Below are 18951 nucleotides of genomic sequence, written 5' to 3'. Positions count from 1 at the left end.
CGCTTCAAATTAATCCTTAACAAATTTAAATCATCATTAAAAAAATCAACATGAAAACTATTATAAAAACCGTATTTGCTGTAACTGCCATTGCTTTAGCTGTAACTTCTTGTAAAAAACAAAGTGAAGGAACCGAACCTACAGGGTCTTTAAAATCTACTAGTGGCATCGCTGCAGTAACTCCTGTAACTTCAGATACCCTTTATGGCCACTGGGCAAATCCAAGAGGCGGTAACTTCGGTTCTATTTACCTGAACCTTAGCCAGTCGGCAAGCCTGGATACAGCATCTACAAATAATAGCAGGTTCGATGTAGTGTTGACCGGTACGAACAACTCTTTCGTAGAGGGTGTAAATGGTTACACTTTGGAATATGTACAAAATGTTTCATTTGCAACAATTGACGCTTTTACCATTGGAACTGCTGCGACCTCTATCGGCAGAAGCACTACCGCGCTTACTGCTGCTAATGGATGGTATGGCTATGTTGCGCCAAATGGCAATACTTTAGCGCCTAATTTTTACATTATCGCACGCTCAAACGATACCAGACCTGATTATGCTTTAAGATTCACAGCAATTGTTGGAGAGGGTACTGCCACACTTAACCGTGGTAAATTCGTGATTCAATACGGAGAAATCCTTTAATATCATCTGCCTGTAGCGCTTGTCGGAGCATTCCGGCACGCGCTATATTTTCAACTCATCAATTTTATCAAATTAAACTGAAAATGCCTGATTATAAGTTTACAAAAACCACAATAATGTCTTGTACGATATTCGTACTGGCCTTATTTTTAACTATTTTTTCTGCCTGTAAAAAGGAGTATACCGATTTTCCTTACCATAACATTGAACAATTTCAAGTCAGCATAGATGAAAAAAGTAATATTGATGCCGTAATTAAAGGCGATAGCATCATTTTATACTGGCCTCCATTTATTAATATTCCGGATTCGATTACCCCTCAAATCACAGTTTCTGAACGTGCCAGCATTCTTCCTGCTTCTGGAAAGAAAGTTGCTTATTCTGATAAAACGAGTTATAGGGTGACTGCTCAGGATGGCAATACTAAAGTTTATCATTTGAAACGGTTGAACAATCAGCCAATATTTGATTTTGAGTTGGCAAGGACGATGACGAGAGGGGGACTTTTTCTTTTAAGTGGCAGCTACTTTGTGGCAGATACCTCAAAGACAAAAGTTTACCTGATCGACAAATCGAAAAAAGAAACTAGAATTAATCCGATAGCGCTGCTGACTACCGCCAGATTGAATGCTGCGGTGCCGGCTGTAAGTGTCATAGATACGGGCAGTTATCATATTAAAATGATTACAGGTTCCCGGACACTAATTAAAGGGCCATTTAAAATCGCGCGCTAATGAGCATCAGTTATCCCTTTCATATTCCCCTCAGGCTGGCACTTTTATTAGTGCTGTCTGTGTTTTATAGCTGTAAGAAAAATTCGGTAACTCCAAGCGACTTACCGGTTTCGCCGTTAACAGGAAGCCGGACAGAATTTACGCTGGATTCTATTTACCTCTATGCGACGCAAACGTATTTATGGAATGATGCTTTACCTGCTTACGGGGATTTTAATCCGCGGCAGTATCAAGGGACTACTGACTTAAAGGCATTTAATGCGTTGGTTTTTGGCCTGAGCCAATTGAAAATTAATCCTGAAAATGGGCTTGCCTATGAAAGGTCTTTTACGCCAGGCCAAGCTAAGTATTCTTTTATACAGGCCTCAGGATCTCGTTCAGTAAGCCTTGCTGCGGGTAGTTTAAATCAGCTGGCTGCAGTTTCTTTGAACGGAAAAGGGGCCGATCTGGGTTTAAATATTGCGGCTTTTGGTACTGAGCTGAGGATTAGTTATATAAATCCAGGCTCCCCTGCAGCAAATGCGGGTTTAACTCGTGCCTGCCGGATTTTAGCTATTAATGGACAACCTGCAACTTTATCTATTGCTCAAAATGCAATTGGGTTAAACAGCATAAACTTGCAGTTGGAAAAAACAGATGGCAGCCTGGCAAATGTTACTTTATCGACCAGCAATTATCAAAGCAGTCCGGTGCTGAAAACCGCGGCTTTATCTGCCGGAAATGAACATGTTGGCTACATCGCCCTGTCTGATTTTAATACCCTATCCAGTTCAAAATATCTATTAGATCAGGCTTTTGAGGTTTTAGCAGCAGCGATGCCATCTACAATGATTGTCGACCTCAGGTACAACAAAGGTGGATACGTAGAAACTGCGGCTTATGTGGCCAATCTTATCGCCAATTCTGGCTTAAACGGAAAAACAATGTATGTGGAGCGTTACAATGAGATGCTTCAGCAGGGGAAAGCAACTTATCTGAAAAACCAGCCATATTTTGATGAACAGGGAAACCCGGTTGAGCTGAATGGAAAAAGGGCAACATTGTTCAATGTCGATTATAGTCTCAGCGGAAATACTTACGCTTATGCCAAAAAAGGGAGTATAGAAAGTATCAGAAATGTGTATTTCATTGTCAGTGGACAAACCGCCTCTGCCAGTGAAATGCTCATCAATTGTCTGAAACCATACCTCAATGTGAAATTAATCGGCAGTCATACTTACGGGAAACCAGTCGGTTTTTTTGGGATCAATATCGATCAGTATACGATGTATCTGCCCAATTTTAAAATAGAAAATGCAGTAGGAACTGGCGATTATTTCAATGGTTTTATCCCTGATCAACTGGAACAAGATGATTTATCGAAAGATTTTGCAGATCCGAAAGAGGCTTGTGTTGCTGCAGCGCTTTCGCTGGTTAATGGCAGATCTTCAGGAGGCGCTCTGGCGAAACTGGCGTTGTCAGCCGCCACTCAGCAAAGTATTCCCTTTCCATCCACCACTTTTATGGAATCCAGGGCTAGGTTTAATGGAATGATCAAAAGAAAATTAAAGTTGAAATAAAATATAGAAGAAGATGTGCAAAACGAGAGTGTTAAGTGCCAAAGGAGATACAGTAATCAGCAGCTGTATGGGATGTAAAATGTATTATCTGTGGCATAATAATTTGTTGCTAAATTTCAGTATTGATGCCTTTGAAGCATTTAGAGGGGTGGTTTTTAGTCTGCCTTTTCATAAAAATAGCTTGCCATTCCCAGATCAGGAAGAGCGGATCATCCTGCATACCCCTAATGACGACATTTGCTTTGCCTTTTGTTATGAGGAATTTGAAAGTTTTAAACTCGCCATTGACGAATCGATTTATATGAATGAGGTGTATCAGCTGATGAGTAAATAAAATAAGCGAAATCCAGGGAATATATCTTCAAGATGTAATCCCCAAAAAGAAAACTAATGAAAATTAAATCAAAGATAGAAGGAGCGGAAGACTGGTTGTTCATCGAAGAGATTCCTGAAATGTATGTGGCCAATACGCCGCTTTCAGAAAAGAATATCAATATAAAAATGCCTGCTGTAAATAAACTGATCAACTATCAGCTGAGTTCTGGTGGCTTATTTCTGGTTCATTCCACCATGCAGTTCAATGAAAATGTTAAAGTGCTTTCGGAAGTGGAGGGGGAGACAATTACTTCTCAGTTTATCTTTTATGGAACAAGTCCGACCAGCGAAAAAGGTGCTTCAAAGAATAGCAGGAGGATGGGGAGCAGGCACAATATCCGGTATATTCCTTCTTTAAAAGGAAAATACCCTATGGTTCCTGGTGTAGAATATAAATACTTTCTGCTGGTACTCTCTAAAGCCTATTATTTTCATTTGATTGATCAGCATTCCCTGCTGCATACCGATTTCGTAAAGGAAATTCTCAAAGGAAAATTCACTTCTTTTGTAGCCAAAGATCTTTCCGTAACTCCGGAAATGCGCAGGGTTATCAACGATATTTGCGAGTGTAAGCGGGCAGGAGATTTGAAAAGAATGCATACAGAATCTAAGATTCTGGAACTGCTGATGCTGCAGCTGGAACAAATGCAATCTGGTGTGGAGGTCGAAAAATACCAGATCAAACCTGATGACCTGAAGAAAATAGAACATGCACGTGAGGTGTTGGATGCAGGCTATCGCTATCCCCCTACGATCATAGAATTGTCGAAAATCACCGCTTTAAATGAGTTCAAACTGAAGCGTGGCTTTAAAGAGTATTTCGGAATCACTATTTACGGTTATGTGACGCGCTTGCGGATGGAAGAGGCGAAAAGACTGATTCTGGAAGAAAGGATGAGCATAGGCCAGGTGGCTGCAGCAGTAGGTTTTAACCACCAGAGTCACCTGACAGATGCCTTTAAGCGGTATTTTGGAATCTTGCCCAGCGAGGTGAGTTTTGGCCAGGAATCCTGAATCAGCAGTACTGTCAACTATAGGTGATGTGCCGGGTAGTCCTCAGCGAAACCTCGTGTTTTTAGGCATTTAAACGATCAAAGTTTGATGTACTGTATAATTATGGATGGAAACTGCCCTGTTAATGCTCAATTCCGTTATATTTGTCTATAAAATATATCGAAAATCAAGTTTTAATCATTGCCTATAAATGAGTACGAATACAGCAGTTTCTCCATCAGAATTTGAATTGGTATCTGGTTTAGAAATCCACGTACAGCTAAATACAAAATCAAAAATTTTCTCCTCAGACAGTGCTTCTTTCGGGGCTAAACCCAATGAACATATTTCTGCGGTATCTCTTGCCTTGCCCGGTGCGTTGCCAAAACTCAATAAAGAGGTGGTGGCAAAAGCCGTTAGAATGGGTTTGGCACTAAATTGCACGATTAATGAAATCAATTATTTTGACCGCAAAAATTATTTCTATGCAGATCTGCCGAAAGGATACCAGATTACGCAAGACAATAAGCCGATCTGTCAGAATGGTTTCCTGAATGTGACTTTGCCAAATGGCGAGGAAAAAAGAATAGGAATCAACAGAATCCACCTGGAAGAAGATGCAGGGAAGAGCTTACACGATCAGGATGATCGCTTCTCTTTTGTAGACCTCAACCGGGCCGGAGTTCCATTAATAGAAATTGTGACCGAGCCGGATATCCGTTCTGCGGAAGAGGCTTCGGCATTATTATTAGAAATCAGGAAACTGGTACGCCACCTGGATGTGAGCGATGGGAATATGGAAGAAGGTAGCTTACGCTGCGATGCGAACATCTCGATCCGTAAATTCGGAACCAGTGAGTTCGGTACACGATGCGAAGTGAAAAACCTGAATTCTATCCGCAATGTCCGAAGAGCGATGGAATTTGAATTCAACCGTCAGCAGGAAGTAATTTCTGAGGGAGGGAAGATCATCCAGAGCACCTTAAACTTCGACGCAGACCAGGGAACAACTGCCCCGATGCGAACCAAAGAAGAAGCCAATGATTACCGCTATTTCCCTGATCCTGACCTTGCACCGATTCATGTCTCTGCCGAATGGCTGGCGCAGATTAAGTTCGATATGCCAGCATTACCAGCAGAAATCTCCAAGCAATTAGTTGCCGACTTTGGCGTTAATGCTTCTGAGGCGGCTATGCTTTCTGAAGACCGTGATTTGCTGAGCTATTTTAATGACGCTTTACCCATTGTAGGAAATAAGAAAAGTCTGGTAAACTGGCTTACGGGCTCGATTAGAGCATTGCTGAGTGAGCAGGAGATCAGCATTGCTGATTTTAAACTGCAGCCTGTACAGCTGGCCGAACTGATCAACCTTGTTGACGATAAAAAGGTTACCCAGCAGATTGCGTTACAGCAATTACTTCCAGAGCTGGTAAAAGATCCTAAAGCGGAAGCGATGGCGATAGCTGCATCTTTAAATCTATTGATTGTAGAGAACAGCGATGAATTGTCCGGCTTTGTAGATGAGGTACTCGCGAAATTTGATGCACAGGTACAAGCCTATAAAAAAGGAAAAAAAGGAGTGCTCGGTCTGTTTGTCGGCGAGGTGATGAAACTGGCCAAAGGAAAAGCAGATGCCCAGAAAATAAACGAATTGTTACAAGATAAATTAAAGTAAAAAGAATACACATGAAACCATCAACAGCATACTGCTTACCAAACTTTATGAAAATGCTGTTGATAGCTTCATAACCGTTAAAAGACAAATATATACAAATGAAAAAACTCGGATATCTGTTATTGATCTGTTTTGCATTTACTGCATGTAAGGACACAAGTAAGTTTACCATTAGTGGTGAATTTAAAAACGCAACGCCTCAAAGTAAAGTTTACTTATTTGGTCTACAAAAAGAAAATGTGCTTCCTTTGGATTCTACAGTGCTTTCTGAAAAAGGAGAGTTTAAATTTTCACACAGTACACCAGGCGTAGATTTCTTTAGAATCTCTGCCGGACATAATGAATATATGATCATCGCCAAGAATGGTGATGACATTAAAATCGCTGCCGATTTAACGGATAAAAACTTAGGTTATACAGTTTCTGGTGCAATGGAAGCCGATAAACTACAGGAATTGAACACGGTCAAAAACCAATACATGGCCAAACTTGGTGCAATTCAAGCGAAGTTTGAAGAAGCAGTAGCTGCTCAACCTGATAAAAGAGAGGCGATCATGGAGCAATTCAGACCAGAGTACACGAAAGAGATCGATGGCTTGAACAAAGCCGTATTGAAATTTGCACAAGACAACAGCAGTTCTTTAGCTGGTTTCTATGCGATCAACTTACTAAACCCTGCTGAATATGAAAAAGAAATGGTAGAATACTCAGATAAAATCAAAAGTAGTTTCAACGACAATCCTTCGGTGACAGAGTTTTTAACTAAAATGTCTAAGCTGAAATCTTTATCTGTAGGCTCTCAGGCACCAGAATTTACGATTGCAGGTTTAGATGGTAAACCAGTTAAATTGTCAGATTTTAAAGGCAAATATGTGCTGATCGACTTCTGGGCATCCTGGTGTATGCCTTGTCGTCAGGAAAATCCAAACCTGGTAAAAGCTTACAATACTTTCAAAGACAAGAACTTTACCATCCTTGGAATCTCATTAGATAAAGACGCTAGCGCATGGAAAAACGCAATTGCTGCAGATCATTTAACATGGACGCATGCTGGCGAATTGAAAGATTTTGATGGCCCTGTAGTGAGGCAATATGAGATCGAAGCGATCCCAAGTTCCTTTCTATTAGACCCTAACGGAAAGATTATTGCAAAGAACCTACGTGGTGAAGAGCTGGATACTTTCTTAAATAAAACTTTAAAATAATCCTAAATCCGTGTTAACACACTGGAGTTACTTAACAATTTGTTAACTTGGGTTTAACGGTATATTATAATTGATTACCTAATTTCGTAACAAATATTTAAAGCTATGAGCACCGTAAAACAAAAGATACTGATTGTTGATGATGAACCTGATATCCTTGAATTGATCGAGTACAACTTGAAAAAAGAAGGATATCAGGTTTTTTTGGCTAGTAATGGCCAGGAAGGAATTACGGTAGCCAAGAAGGTTCATCCTGATTTGATCATCCTGGACATCATGATGCCTAAAATGGATGGAATTGAGGCTTGCAGGTTAATGCGTGCCATTCCAGAGTTTAAAAATACGTTCATGGTGTTCCTAACCGCCAGGAGTGAAGAGTACTCAGAAATTGCTGGTTTTAATGTAGGTGCAGATGATTATATCGCCAAACCGATTAAACCTCGTGCATTGGTGAGTAGAATTAATGCCATATTAAGAAGAAATTCAAGTGCTGATGAGGTTTCTGATAATAAAGTAGAAATCGGAGATTTGGTCATTGACAGGGAAGCTTACCTGGTATTTCAAGGCGGACAAAAGGTAGTATTAGCCAAAAAAGAATTCGAATTATTGTACTTATTAGCCTCTAAACCAGGAAAAGTATACACCAGAGAATCTATTCTTAAAAATATTTGGGAAGATTCTGTAGTGGTCACCAACCGTACAATTGATGTGCATATCCGCAAGCTTCGTGAGAAATTAGGCGAGACTTATGTAGCAACAGTGAAGGGTGTAGGCTATAAATTCGAACTTTCTTAGTATTTTTGTGCAGTATTAAATCCACTGTATTGAAATATCCTTCTTTTAAAGATCTTATCCTATTCGAAAACGATGATTATATCGTCGTAAATAAACCTCCTTTTGTAGCCTCGCTGGATGAGCGCGGCGGATCAGGCGAGGTCAATATATTACGTTTGGCAAAGCAGTATTCTGCTGATGCACAGGTATGTCATCGTTTAGACAAAGAAACTTCAGGCGCGATTATCATTGCGAAAACTCCTGATGCCTATCGCAACGTTGCGATACAATTTGAAAAGCGTAGAGTAAACAAAGTATACCACGCAGTGGTAGACGGACAGTTTACTTTTAACGAGCTGTTTATCGACCTTCCCATCCTTAATGACGGGAATAAGAGCGTTACCATCGACAGAAAAGAGGGTAAACGTGCAGAAACCATTTTTAATTCCATAAAACATTACCGTCATTATACCCTGGTAGAATGTAAGCCGATTACCGGTCGTATGCACCAGATCAGGATTCACCTGGCGACACAGCGCGCAGCAATTGCTGGTGATGATATGTATCGTGGAAAGCCGGTATTCTTATCGACCATGAAAAAAGGTTACCGCATTGCAAAAGATGATGAAGAACTTCCGATTATGAAACGTTTTGCTTTACATGCCAGACATTTGGTATTTAAAGGATTAGACGGCGCTGATATCGTAATTGATGCACCATATCCTAAGGATTTTGCAACACTGATAAAACTACTTGATAAATTTGACGCTTAAACGGTAAGATATGTATGTACGGATGGTAAATTATGTAGACAGAATTAACCAGTACCGGAAGACTAAAATCTCAAACAGGAACTTTTTGGTAATTGCGGCATTGATCGTTGGGGTCCTTGCCGGACTTGCTGCTTCCTTGCTGAAAACCATTACACACCACATTGAGGATTTCCTGCAAACAGGCTTTCATTGGGAGTACAAGTATTACCTCTTCTTTTTTTTTCCATTTATCGGAATCTTGTTGTCGGTCATGTATGTCCGGCGTTTTATTAGAAAAGGGAAATTTGAAACCGGATTGACCCCTTTGCTATACACGATTTCCAGAAAATCCAGTAAGGTAGAACCCCATAATATTTATTCCCAGATCATCACAGCCGCCTTAACGGTAGGCTTTGGTGGTTCTACGGGGCTAGAGGCACCCATTGTAACCAGTGGCGCTGGAATCGGATCTGTAGTAGGCCGTTTTCTGGGCTTGTCCTATAAGGAAACGACCATGCTTTTGGCTTGTGGAGCCGCTGCGGGTATTGCAGGTGCCTTTAATAGCCCGATTGCAGGGATTGTGTTCGCGGTAGAAATCCTGCTCCCAGAATTCAGCATTCCCGCCTTTATTCCTTTGCTGCTGGCTTCAGCCACAGCAGCGGTAGTGGCCAGGCTATTTTACAATGAACAGCTGTTCTTTTTAGTCACCGAAGGCTGGAAAATAGAGGCCTTGATTTATTATGTGATTCTTGCCGTATTTATCGGTTTCTTTTCGATCTATTTTACCAAAGTCAGTGCCTATATAAAGGGTTCTTTTTATAAGATTAAGCATCCTTATAAGAAAGTTCTGGTAGGCGGATTAATGTTAGGTTTATTGGTGTTTCTATTCCCTACTTTGTATGGAGAGGGCTACATCACGATCAAAAATCTATTGGGTGGAAACTATTCTACCGTAATCAACAACAGCATTTTTTCTGAATATAGACATCTGCCATGGCTGGTGCTGATCTTTACTTTAGCCACACTTTTTGCTAAATCTGCAGCAACGCTCATCACTTTAAGTGCTGGAGGAAACGGTGGAATCTTTGCCCCCAGCTTAATTATGGGTGGTTTAATGGGTTTTATGCTCGCTTTTACCGTGAATACCCTGGGGCTTGCAGAGCTAAATGTGGCCAATTTTATTGTTGCGGGAATGGCAGGTTCTTTAAGTGCCATCATGCATGCGCCGCTAACGGGGATATTTTTGATCGCTGAAATTACTGGTGGTTATGTATTAATGGTACCACTGATGATTGTTTCAGCAATTTCTTACCTGATCAACAGAAGTAAAAACAAATATTCGATCTATACCAAACCCCTTGCGGAAAAAGGAGAGCTGCTGTCTTATGAAGACAAAGACTCTACAGTGTTGAACATGATGAAATTAAGGTTCCTGGTAGAGAAAGATTACCTGATTTTAAATCAGGATGATTTAATCCTAGACCGCTTACCGGAGATTTTACAATCTAAACGCAGTGTTTTTCCGGTTGTTGCTCAGGAAGACCAGAGCTTTAAAGGTTTGATTTATCTGGAAGAACTCCTGAAAAAAGGGATCAATCAGGTGGACCATCTGGAAGTAAGGGCCAATGATTTAATTCAGGAGGCTCCTGATACCGTTCATATCAACGATTCCATGAGAATTGTGATGCAGAAGATGGAAAAGGAAAATGTATGGGCCCTGCCGGTATTGACAGAAGAAGACCGCTATCTTGGCTTTGTATCCAAAACGGCCATCTTTAATAAATACCGTAAATTACTGGCCCGACAGGCCGATTATATGGAATAACAGAAAGCCAGCTCCTTTATAGGAAGCTGGCTTTCTTATGGTTTGCCGTTGAAATGCGATTTATTCTGCAGTTCTTTTTAGTCCGAATTTTTCAATCTTACTGTAAAGGTGACTGCGCTGAATATCAATATCGTCAGCGGTCTTAGACACATTCCAGTTGTTTTTCTCCAACTTGAACTTGATAAATTCCTTTTCCGCATGGTCTTTATAATCCTGGAAATTGCTAAAACTGTCATAATTCTGACCTACACTACGTACCGCCTGCTGACCAGTAGCAGCATGTGCAGCTCCGATGTTGGTGCCACCGCCAGGGTTCGCAAACGCAGCTACGTCTTGTTCAGTAATCGCTTTATCACTCAGGATAATTAAACGTTCGATCATATTGTGCAGCTCACGTACGTTTCCAGTCCATGGTAAAGCCTGTAAGGCTGCCATAGCCGCATCACCGATCTTTTTAACCGGCATGCCGTATTCTTTACAAATTTCCTCCAGGAAGTGCAGTGCGATCTCCGGTATGTCTTCAATACGCTCTGTTAAATGAGGGACATGAATGTTGATGACGTTCAGACGGTGGTATAAATCCATACGGAAATTACCATCTTCGATTTCTTTTAAAAGATCTTTGTTGGTTGCTGCAAGTACTCTTACGTTCACTTCAAGCTCTTTTTCTCCGCCAACACGGCTGATTTTATGTTCTTGTAAAGCACGTAAAACTTTCGCCTGAGCAGAAAGACTCATGTCACCAATCTCATCCAGAAATAAAGTTCCGCCATTGGCCAGTTCGAATTTACCAATACGCTGCTTTACAGCCGAAGTAAAGGATCCTTTTTCATGTCCAAATAGTTCACTCTCGATCAGTTCCGAAGGAATAGCTGCGCAGTTAACTTCAATTAACGGGCTGTCTGCACGGTTGGATTTTTCATGTAACCACCTTGCAACTAGTTCTTTACCGCTACCATTTGCGCCGGTAATCAATACACGGGCATCAGTAGGGGCAACACGCTCAATAGTTTCTTTGATTTTTCCAATACTCTCAGAGCTACCCAATATATCTCTTGTCTTGCTGGCTTTTCTTTTCAGAACCTTAGTTTCGGTGACTAATGTGCCTCTGTCCAGCGCATTTCTTACGGTAATTAATAACCTGTTTAAATCTGGTGGTTTAGAGATAAAGTCAAAGGCTCCTTTTTTACTAGCTTCAATCGCTGTTTCTACGGTTCCGTGACCAGAAATCATGATAAAAGGAAGGTCCGGACTATAGGCCTGTGCTTGTTCCAGCACTTCCATACCGTCCATTTTATTCATTTTAATGTCACACAATACCAGATCAAATTTCTTTTTTTTGATCAAATCTAAACCGTCAACACCATTATCAATATCTTCTACATCGTAATTTTCATACTCTAGGATTTCACGAAGTGTGCTCCTTATTGCGCGTTCATCATCAATTATTAATAATTTTGCCATAGGTATTGCTCATCAATTTTAATAGGAATACGAATATATTATTTTCATTTGAATATAATTGCTTTTAACACTGATGATGCTTGATCCTGCAATTATTTCAATTGAATAAAACTCTTTTTGTAACCAGGGGTAAAACGTATTTACCTGCTTTTTAGCACGTAGGGATTAAATAAAAAAATGCAAGCCTATAAGCCGGGTTCTGTAAGCTGATTGCTCAGCCTTTCTACCATTAATCCAGTATAAATGTCACCATTTATCTCTAACGACCTACCCACTAACATCGGACGAGCAGCCCTACATGCGTTAGCCTATTTGGTCTTTCAACTCCCGGGGTTTACCAGCAATCCGGTTGCCCGGAATACTCGTGAGCTCTTACCTCACGTTTTCAACCTTACCTGTGCTTAAAAAGCCATTGGCGGTATATTTTCTGCGGCACTTTCCATAACTCAGGTATTCATTCCTAAGCCTCTTCCCGTTAGGAAGCGGGATGCTCTGTGTTGCCCGGACTTTCCTCTCCGATAAATCGCAGCGATAGAACAGCTTGCATTTTTTGTGCGACAAAGATACAAAAAAACAGTGTTGTTTGCTATAAAGCAGGTCTTTTATCCCTTTGAGATCAGTTCATTGCTAAGGATATAATTATTCGTATGCTTCATTTATTTTTAAGCTGTTTCCTGTTCAAGGGTTGTGCCGCGGCTTTCTGTGGTTAAATGGTTCAGGACTAGTTCTTTCTGTTTTAGCCATTTTCTCTTTGGTAAGCTCTAGCTGTTGTTTGCCTGCTGCTGCAGGATTCAATGAGATTTTAGTGGTTTCATTGATACCTAAAGTAATCTTAGGTATAATTTTTAACATGAAGATTGCTGTAATCATCCAATTCTGTTGTTTTTTAGGAGAAATAAAATAATTTATACGGAAATCAATGTTTCTTCATGAGCTGAGTTATGATTTCTTCAAAAAATAGGATAGTGTATTTGATCGGTTTTAAAAATTAAAGAAAATGAAGGAGTAGAAGTCGTAATTTGACCAGGTTGAATGGCCCATTTGTTTTGCTTTTGTTTTGCTTTTGTTTTGTATTTGTCTTGCATTGGTATTGCTTGAACAACACGAAAGTAAAGCAGGAGCAAGTGTAACTGCGGGAAATCTATGAAAAGAATATAGCGTATATCGGGGTTAATTACGAGTTAAATCTAGTCTACAATTAAAAGAGCTGAATGGCGCATTAATGTTAAAGCGGGATGTTCACTAAGGAAAAGAAAAGATATTCTTAAATTTAAAAAATTAAAGGGTCACTATTGACTGATAAATACTGATTTATTGAATGATGGAACAGGCCCTGATGGATGATTAGATATGTCGAAACAAATAAAAGCATTAAAATGTCCACAATGTGGCAGCGTTAAAAAGCAGGAGATTAAAGAAGACCATTATGTCTGCAACAATTGTGGTACTGAATATTTTCTGGATAATGATGATATTAATGTGAATATTAGGCACAGCTACAATGATCCTGGAACCAGCTCCTTAAATCCAAAAGCAAGAAAGATTATTTTCTGTGTCTTAGGAGCCATCATTTTAGTGGCATTTTTACAAATGTTTCTTGGTGTTTTTTTTAGTGGAAAAACGAAATCGGGTACAGGAAGCAGCAAAGCCAAGGAATACCACGAGCGTTTTGACTCTTTTGTTGCGTATAGCACTAAAGATTCGCCATATCCAATACTGTTGTTTAAGATCATAAGGAGCACTTATGGAGAGCGGGGGGCTGATCAGTATCTGATGCGATTTTACGACCCAATCAAAAATAAGGTATTAAATGATGAGCCAATGACGGATTGGAAGGAAAGTTATTATTTGCGTTCTCAGCTGTTTAGCGATGGGCATATTTATATCTGCCCGGACAAAAGCAATCGGGTGTACCGGGTAAACCAAGACCGCAACACCCTGGAGGATATGACCACCAAGTTTTTTGGGAATTTACCCGAATTGAGTTCAGGTATAGCCACGCTGGGATTTATTTCTGAGAAACAAGGAGATGGTTTTAAAATTATGAGTAATGATGGCAAAGAATACTCTTATTATCCCTTGGCGAGGAAAATCTATCCTGGCTACCAGGAATTAAGAGCAGCAAGGGAAGGATTAGAAAGTCTATATCCAGGCGCGGTAGAAACGGTACATTATGTTTTCTCGGAAAAGAGTAATGAATATCCTGAGGAAAAGGTACAGCTCATCAAATATTGGTATAAAAATAATCCGGGTTTTCCTGTGCAGCATCCGTATAACTACGAGCTGAAGTGGCGGAAAGTCCGCATGGACCCCACAGGCTCTGGTAGGTATACAGGTACGTATACCTATGAAAAAAAACTGTTTGCTGAGCCACGTTTTACCAGGTTCATTGACCTTACACCTGATAGAATGTTTTTCGATGCTGATATTGTCTACCAGGATAGTGCAAATCTTTACATTAAAGGACTGCCGAATGCCAATCCTCAGGGTAATCCCTTTGTTCAGAAAATCGACAGCAAAACAGGAAAAGTGATTTGGTCCTATACGCCGCCTGTCGTAAAGTATTCTTTTGATGACCATAATTTCTACGGTTATCGAAATGGATTGGTTTTCAACTATTACAATTATGGATCACCAGGGCGTGTCAATAAAATAGTGATCATAGACAATGCTGGAAAAGTGATTAAAGAATTGGATTCGGATAATTTGTTTGACTCAAAATAAAAAAAGGAGATATGGGATTTTTTAATTTTCTAAAAAAACAACTGGCCACCGTTATTGAGTGGCAGCCTCAACAGCCTGATGTGCTGCTCTGGAAATATCCCAGCGCTACAGACGAGATCAAGAATGCAAGTAAGCTAGTCATTGCGCCAGGACAAGGCTGCATCCTGATCTACGAAGGACAGGTTACCGATGTGCTCGACAGCGAAGGTGTGTATCATATTGCTACAGATAACCATCCTTTTGTGACCTCTTTACTCAAAGCAGCACAGCTTTTCGAGTCTGAGCACAAAGTGGGGCTATACTTTTATCGCAAAGCTGAAGTGGTTAATCAGGGATGGGGGACCTCATCACCAGTGAAATATATAGATGCGGAATACCAGATTCCTGTACAGCTTTCTGCATTTGGAAACTTTTCTTATCGACTGCTCGATGCGAAAAAACTTTTTACGGAATATGCCGGTACACAACAGGAATATACGACTGAAGTGTTTCGTGATCTGATTCAGTCTCGTATCCCTCAAATGCTGTCTTCGTACCTTTCCGGATCTAAAATCCCTTTTACGAGAATCGATTCAGAACTGAACAGCATTGCCTTGGAAATGAAAAGCGAGCTGGAAGTTGAGTTTGCGAAACTAGGGACTGTGCTGACTGATTTCAGAGTAGAAGGAAATTCATTTGATGAAGAAACCGAACTTCGAATCGGTAGAGTTGCCGATGTGTCAGCAGATGCTATGGCTGCCGCCAAAGGTGGATTATCCTACTTTGAATTAGAAAAGCTACGCGCCTTAAGAGATGCTGCCAAAAATGAAGGCGGTATGGCTGGTGCCGGAATTGCATTGGGTGCCGCCATGAATATGGGAAAAGTATTCCATGATAAAATAGATGAAGTGATCCAGCCTGCTGCGGGAAAAGATCCTGTTGAACAGTTGAAGACTTTAAAACTGTTGCTAGATGAGCAAATCATTACGCAGGAGGAATTCGATCAAAAGAAAAAAGAGTATTTGACGCAACTATAATTAGTTTTACTCGGCGCCATAAATTCCAATCTGCAAAACGTAGGTCAGAAGAGCTAAACCTATATTATAGCGTTCTAAGCAAAAAGGCTGAATTTTCTAAACGTTAGAAAATTCAGCCTTTACTTTTAAAAACAGGAGTAATAAAAAGAAAACCTATTTACATTTTTTAAGGTCTTCGTTGGCTTGTTCAAGAGGATACATACCTTGCTTATTTCCAAATGAATTGGTGATGTACACCACGATCTTTGCAATGTCTATATTGCCCAGCGTCTGGAAATCGGGCATTTTTTCTTCATATTTCTTGCCATGAATCGTAATGGGCTCAGACATTCCGTTTTTAATAAAACAAGCCAGCTTATTTCTATTTTCTTTTAGGAAAACAGTATCGGTAAGTGGTGGAGCAAGAGCGCCGAGGCCTTCACCTTTAGCACCATGGCAGTTTTGACAATATTTGATATAATAGTCTCTTCCGCTCACATAATACAAATCTTGAGTAACCTGATCCGCACTTTGGCAGGAGTAAATCATCATGATGAAGGTGAAAAGTACAGGGATAGAAATCAGTAATTTGCGCATGGTTATTTTTTATCTTCAGCAAGTAAAACGGCCACATCTTTCTTAAGCTGTGCAACTTGTTTATCGTCAGTGCCATCATAAGCACCACGAATACGTTTGTTCTTATCGATCAGCATCAACCATCCCTGATGAATGTAACCATCTTTATTGGTGCTGTCCTCAATTACCGCTACCAAATAATCTTTTTCTGCAATTTTATAGATGCTGTCTTTTGAACCATATACAAACTGCCATTTTGGACCATCAACACCCAGCTTCTCCGCGTATTTTTTTAATACAGATGGCTTGTCGTATTTAAAGTCGATGGTATGAGATAGAAACATCACTTCCGGATTTTCTTTATACTCCTCAAAAATGGTTTTCATATTTCTGTGCATCGTCGGACAAATCGTAGTACAGGACGTAAAGAAGAAATCAGCGATATAGATTTTGTCTTTGAAAGTATCATTATTGATCAAAACGCTATCCTGATTTAAGAAACTAAATGCAGGAATAGTTTTATAAACTGTATCCACACCCATTGAACCATCTGCATTTTTTACCGTAACCGCTTCTCTGGGCCCGAGAATAGGCAGTTTTTTAGTATCCTGACAGGAAGAAACAAAGAGAGCGAGCGCAAATAGAAATGTAGTAGGAATGGAAAAGTTTAGCTTCATAATTTTTTGATTATAGAATTTCGGTAAAGGTAACTAAAATGAAATTAACCCTTTCATTCTGGTAAGGTTTACTATTGACATCAGAACGTCATGAAATTAATATTCCTGCCTTAATCAACGTTAAAACCCAGTTTCGTTGATTTTTCCTGCTTAGGCACCGACTTTGAATAGGGCTTTGGTAAAATTAGAATACTAATGGAAAATCCAATGATCTTTGTGCGTATTGCTACCATAAATGATATAAAATACGTAGATGAAATAATTCAGGAAACGGAATCCTCTGCTATTGCCCGCGGATCGGGTATTTCAAAAAGAACGCCAGAATCGCTTGCACAGAAGATGAGGGATGAAAAAGCCGTAATCGCGGTAACCAGTACTGGGGAATGGGTAGGTTTCGCCTACTTTGAAACCTGGGAGAATGACCAGTTTATTTCCAACTCCGGACTAATTGTTGCTCCTAAATTTAGAAAGTCTGGCGTTGCCAGAGCTATAAAAGACCGTGTTTTCAAAATTTCTAGGAGAAGGTATCCTCAGGCAAAGGTGTTTAGTATCACCTCTGGAATGGCCATTATGAAGATGAATACCCAGCTTGGCTTTGAGCCGGTCACCTTTGCGGAAATTACCCATGACCCTAATTTTTGGGAAGGCTGTAAAAGCTGTGTCAACTATGACGTATTGGAAGGCAAGAAAAAATGCAATTGCCTGTGTACCGCCATGCTATTCGACCCTGAAAAGATAAAACAGGTACAAGCGCAGGAGTTTGCCACCGAATCCTATCAACGATATTTTTCTAAAACTAATCTTCCTTCCTAATGAAATCAATGATGAACACCCATAACGATAATCGCAATGGTCAAATGCCAGACCTGTATACTTTGAGTGATGACCCACTGGAGCTATTAAAAAAAATGATTGCCACGCCTTCTTTTAGTGGCGAAGAGCAGGATACTGCCGACCTGATCGAGGCTTTCCTTCACAAACACCATGTTTTTACTTTTCGCAAACGCAATAATATCTGGTGTTACAATAAGAATTTTGATCCTGCAAAACCTACTTTGCTGTTAAATTCTCACCACGATACGGTTCGGCCAACAAAAGCCTATCATTTCAATCCTTTTCTTCCTTTTATTGAGGAAGGAAAATTGTATGGTCTGGGCAGTAATGATGCAGGAGGCTGTCTAGTGTCTCTGATTGCTGCTTTCCTTCATTTTCATCAATTCGAAAACCTACCTTACAACCTTTGTCTGGCGGCAACAGCAGAAGAAGAGACTTCTGGAGAATATGGATTAAAATCTATTCTCCCTGAACTTCACAATATTGCTTTTGCCATCGTAGGAGAACCTACACAAATGGAAATGGCCGTCGCAGAGAAAGGATCTATGGTATTAGATTGTATCAGTTTCGGAAAACCAGGACATGCTGCAAGGGAAGAGGGCGACAATGCGATCTACAAAGCATTGCAGGACATTCAATGGTTCTCGGACTTTATTTTTCCCATTGAAGGAGATTTGCAGAGCCCGGTTAAAATGACTGTGACCGAAGTCCATGCCGGTTTGCAGCACAATATTGTGCCTGGAGAATGCGAATTTACAGTAGACATCCGTTTTACCCACAGCTGGACGCCAAAAGAAATTTTAACTACGATTCAAAACCATACGAACTGCCAGGTTAAAGTAAGGCCAAATGTGATGAATCCATCTTTTATTGATGGTTACCATCCTTTAGTCATGGCAGGTAAAGAAATTGGAAAAACAACGTATTGCTCTCCAACCAGTTCCGATCAGGGCTGGCTGGAAGTGCCTTCCTTAAAAATGGGGCCTGGTGATTCTGCCAGATCCCATACTGCCGATGAATTTATTTATGTAGAGGAAATCAGGTCTGGAATTGTGACGTACATTTGGATGCTGGAAAATTTATTTAGCCATCATGACCGCAAGAAAAACTTAGTTGTGTCAGATAATTATTATAATTGCTGA

The 18951-nt window shown here is 40.3% G+C and carries 18 protein-coding genes and 1 other RNA gene; 14 read left to right on the top strand and 5 right to left on the bottom strand.

What is annotated here, in order from left to right; translation table 11 throughout:
- Positions 1-50: 50 nt before the first annotated feature.
- The 10 genes from AQ505_RS18525 to AQ505_RS18480 all read left to right on the top strand — a co-directional run bounded on the left by AQ505_RS18525 (position 51) and on the right by AQ505_RS18480 (position 10539).
- Positions 51-647, top strand: coding sequence for a hypothetical protein (locus AQ505_RS18525; RefSeq protein ID WP_062549543.1), 597 nt, complete (start codon positions 51-53; stop codon positions 645-647).
- Positions 648-763: 116 nt separating this feature from the next.
- A complete protein-coding gene (locus AQ505_RS18520; protein ID WP_157262475.1) occupies positions 764-1381 on the top strand; it encodes a hypothetical protein in 618 nt (205 codons plus the stop codon).
- Positions 1381-2940: a S41 family peptidase gene (locus AQ505_RS18515; RefSeq protein ID WP_062549541.1), complete on the top strand. Its 1560-nt coding sequence runs from the start codon at positions 1381-1383 to the stop codon at positions 2938-2940. The genes AQ505_RS18520 and AQ505_RS18515 overlap by 1 nt, the downstream gene beginning before the upstream one ends.
- A 13-nt stretch (positions 2941-2953) precedes the next feature.
- Positions 2954-3274 carry a DUF6686 family protein gene (locus AQ505_RS18510; RefSeq protein ID WP_231634930.1) on the top strand — a complete coding sequence of 107 codons (321 nt, stop codon included), beginning with the start codon at positions 2954-2956 and terminating at the stop codon, positions 3272-3274.
- A gap of 56 nt (positions 3275-3330) precedes the next feature.
- Complete coding sequence (locus AQ505_RS18505; protein WP_062549540.1) at positions 3331-4329, top strand: helix-turn-helix transcriptional regulator; 999 nt, start codon at positions 3331-3333, stop codon at positions 4327-4329.
- Between the two features lie 190 nt (positions 4330-4519).
- Positions 4520-5983 carry an Asp-tRNA(Asn)/Glu-tRNA(Gln) amidotransferase subunit GatB gene (gene gatB / locus AQ505_RS18500; protein ID WP_062549539.1) on the top strand — a complete coding sequence of 488 codons (1464 nt, stop codon included), beginning with the start codon at positions 4520-4522 and terminating at the stop codon, positions 5981-5983.
- A 98-nt stretch (positions 5984-6081) separates the two neighbouring features.
- Positions 6082-7188, top strand: coding sequence for an AhpC/TSA family protein (locus tag AQ505_RS18495; protein ID WP_062549538.1), 1107 nt, complete (start codon positions 6082-6084; stop codon positions 7186-7188).
- Positions 7189-7293: 105 nt separating this feature from the next.
- Complete coding sequence (locus AQ505_RS18490; protein WP_062549537.1) at positions 7294-7983, top strand: response regulator transcription factor; 690 nt, start codon at positions 7294-7296, stop codon at positions 7981-7983.
- 29 nt (positions 7984-8012) lie between these two features.
- Entirely contained in the window at positions 8013-8735 is a 723-nt protein-coding gene (locus AQ505_RS18485; protein WP_062549536.1) for an RluA family pseudouridine synthase, read from the top strand.
- Positions 8736-8745: 10 nt separating this feature from the next.
- Positions 8746-10539, top strand: coding sequence for a chloride channel protein (locus AQ505_RS18480; RefSeq protein ID WP_062549535.1), 1794 nt, complete (start codon positions 8746-8748; stop codon positions 10537-10539).
- 60 nt (positions 10540-10599) lie between these two features.
- On the opposite strand, the gene AQ505_RS18475 is transcribed toward AQ505_RS18480, so the two are convergent.
- The 3 genes from AQ505_RS18475 to AQ505_RS18465 form a co-directional block, all read right to left on the bottom strand.
- Positions 10600-12003, bottom strand: a complete 1404-nt coding sequence (locus AQ505_RS18475; protein ID WP_062549534.1) for a sigma-54-dependent transcriptional regulator — start codon at positions 12001-12003, stop codon at positions 10600-10602.
- Between the two features lie 172 nt (positions 12004-12175).
- Positions 12176-12551, bottom strand: an RNA gene (gene rnpB / locus AQ505_RS18470) — RNase P RNA component class A.
- A gap of 130 nt (positions 12552-12681) precedes the next feature.
- Entirely contained in the window at positions 12682-12855 is a 174-nt protein-coding gene (locus AQ505_RS18465) for a hypothetical protein (RefSeq protein ID WP_197286224.1), read from the bottom strand.
- A 498-nt stretch (positions 12856-13353) separates the two neighbouring features.
- On the opposite strand from AQ505_RS18465, the gene AQ505_RS18460 reads away from it, so the two are divergent.
- Complete coding sequence (locus AQ505_RS18460) at positions 13354-14727, top strand: hypothetical protein (RefSeq protein ID WP_062549532.1); 1374 nt, start codon at positions 13354-13356, stop codon at positions 14725-14727.
- A gap of 11 nt (positions 14728-14738) precedes the next feature.
- Positions 14739-15743: an SPFH domain-containing protein gene (locus AQ505_RS18455; RefSeq protein WP_062549531.1), complete on the top strand. Its 1005-nt coding sequence runs from the start codon at positions 14739-14741 to the stop codon at positions 15741-15743.
- 153 nt (positions 15744-15896) lie between these two features.
- On the opposite strand, the gene AQ505_RS18450 is transcribed toward AQ505_RS18455, so the two are convergent.
- Positions 15897-16319 carry a c-type cytochrome gene (locus AQ505_RS18450; RefSeq protein WP_062549530.1) on the bottom strand — a complete coding sequence of 141 codons (423 nt, stop codon included), beginning with the start codon at positions 16317-16319 and terminating at the stop codon, positions 15897-15899.
- A gap of 2 nt (positions 16320-16321) precedes the next feature.
- A complete protein-coding gene (locus AQ505_RS18445) occupies positions 16322-16975 on the bottom strand; it encodes an SCO family protein (protein ID WP_062549529.1) in 654 nt (217 codons plus the stop codon).
- 195 nt (positions 16976-17170) lie between these two features.
- Between AQ505_RS18445 and AQ505_RS18440 the strand changes: the two genes are divergently transcribed.
- Both AQ505_RS18440 and AQ505_RS18435 read left to right on the top strand, forming a co-directional pair.
- On the top strand, positions 17171-17788 hold the full coding sequence (locus tag AQ505_RS18440; protein WP_062549528.1) for a GNAT family N-acetyltransferase: 618 nt from the start codon (positions 17171-17173) through the stop codon (positions 17786-17788).
- Complete coding sequence (locus AQ505_RS18435; RefSeq protein WP_335337970.1) at positions 17788-18951, top strand: M20/M25/M40 family metallo-hydrolase; 1164 nt, start codon at positions 17788-17790, stop codon at positions 18949-18951. The genes AQ505_RS18440 and AQ505_RS18435 overlap by 1 nt, the downstream gene beginning before the upstream one ends.

The sequence above is a fragment of the Pedobacter sp. PACM 27299 genome, from assembly GCF_001412655.1.
Lineage (GTDB): Bacteria > Bacteroidota > Bacteroidia > Sphingobacteriales > Sphingobacteriaceae > Pedobacter.
Note: the sequence above shows the minus strand (reverse complement) of the source record. Positions and strands in the feature narration are given on the sequence as shown.

Coding starts and splice junctions, on each gene's coding strand:
- AQ505_RS18450 (WP_062549530.1), bottom strand. CDS start 16,319: ATGCGCAAATTACTGATTTCTATCCCTGTACTTTTCACCTTCATCATG.
- AQ505_RS18495 (WP_062549538.1), top strand. CDS start 6,082: ATGAAAAAACTCGGATATCTGTTATTGATCTGTTTTGCATTTACTGCA.
- AQ505_RS18510 (WP_231634930.1), top strand. CDS start 2,954: ATGTGCAAAACGAGAGTGTTAAGTGCCAAAGGAGATACAGTAATCAGC.
- AQ505_RS18455 (WP_062549531.1), top strand. CDS start 14,739: ATGGGATTTTTTAATTTTCTAAAAAAACAACTGGCCACCGTTATTGAG.
- AQ505_RS18440 (WP_062549528.1), top strand. CDS start 17,171: ATGGAAAATCCAATGATCTTTGTGCGTATTGCTACCATAAATGATATA.
- AQ505_RS18490 (WP_062549537.1), top strand. CDS start 7,294: ATGAGCACCGTAAAACAAAAGATACTGATTGTTGATGATGAACCTGAT.
- AQ505_RS18480 (WP_062549535.1), top strand. CDS start 8,746: ATGTATGTACGGATGGTAAATTATGTAGACAGAATTAACCAGTACCGG.
- AQ505_RS18445 (WP_062549529.1), bottom strand. CDS start 16,975: ATGAAGCTAAACTTTTCCATTCCTACTACATTTCTATTTGCGCTCGCT.
- AQ505_RS18475 (WP_062549534.1), bottom strand. CDS start 12,003: ATGGCAAAATTATTAATAATTGATGATGAACGCGCAATAAGGAGCACA.
- AQ505_RS18505 (WP_062549540.1), top strand. CDS start 3,331: ATGAAAATTAAATCAAAGATAGAAGGAGCGGAAGACTGGTTGTTCATC.
- AQ505_RS18465 (WP_197286224.1), bottom strand. CDS start 12,855: ATGTTAAAAATTATACCTAAGATTACTTTAGGTATCAATGAAACCACT.
- gatB (WP_062549539.1), top strand. CDS start 4,520: ATGAGTACGAATACAGCAGTTTCTCCATCAGAATTTGAATTGGTATCT.
- AQ505_RS18525 (WP_062549543.1), top strand. CDS start 51: ATGAAAACTATTATAAAAACCGTATTTGCTGTAACTGCCATTGCTTTA.
- AQ505_RS18515 (WP_062549541.1), top strand. CDS start 1,381: ATGAGCATCAGTTATCCCTTTCATATTCCCCTCAGGCTGGCACTTTTA.
- AQ505_RS18435 (WP_335337970.1), top strand. CDS start 17,788: ATGAAATCAATGATGAACACCCATAACGATAATCGCAATGGTCAAATG.
- AQ505_RS18460 (WP_062549532.1), top strand. CDS start 13,354: ATGTCGAAACAAATAAAAGCATTAAAATGTCCACAATGTGGCAGCGTT.
- AQ505_RS18520 (WP_157262475.1), top strand. CDS start 764: ATGTCTTGTACGATATTCGTACTGGCCTTATTTTTAACTATTTTTTCT.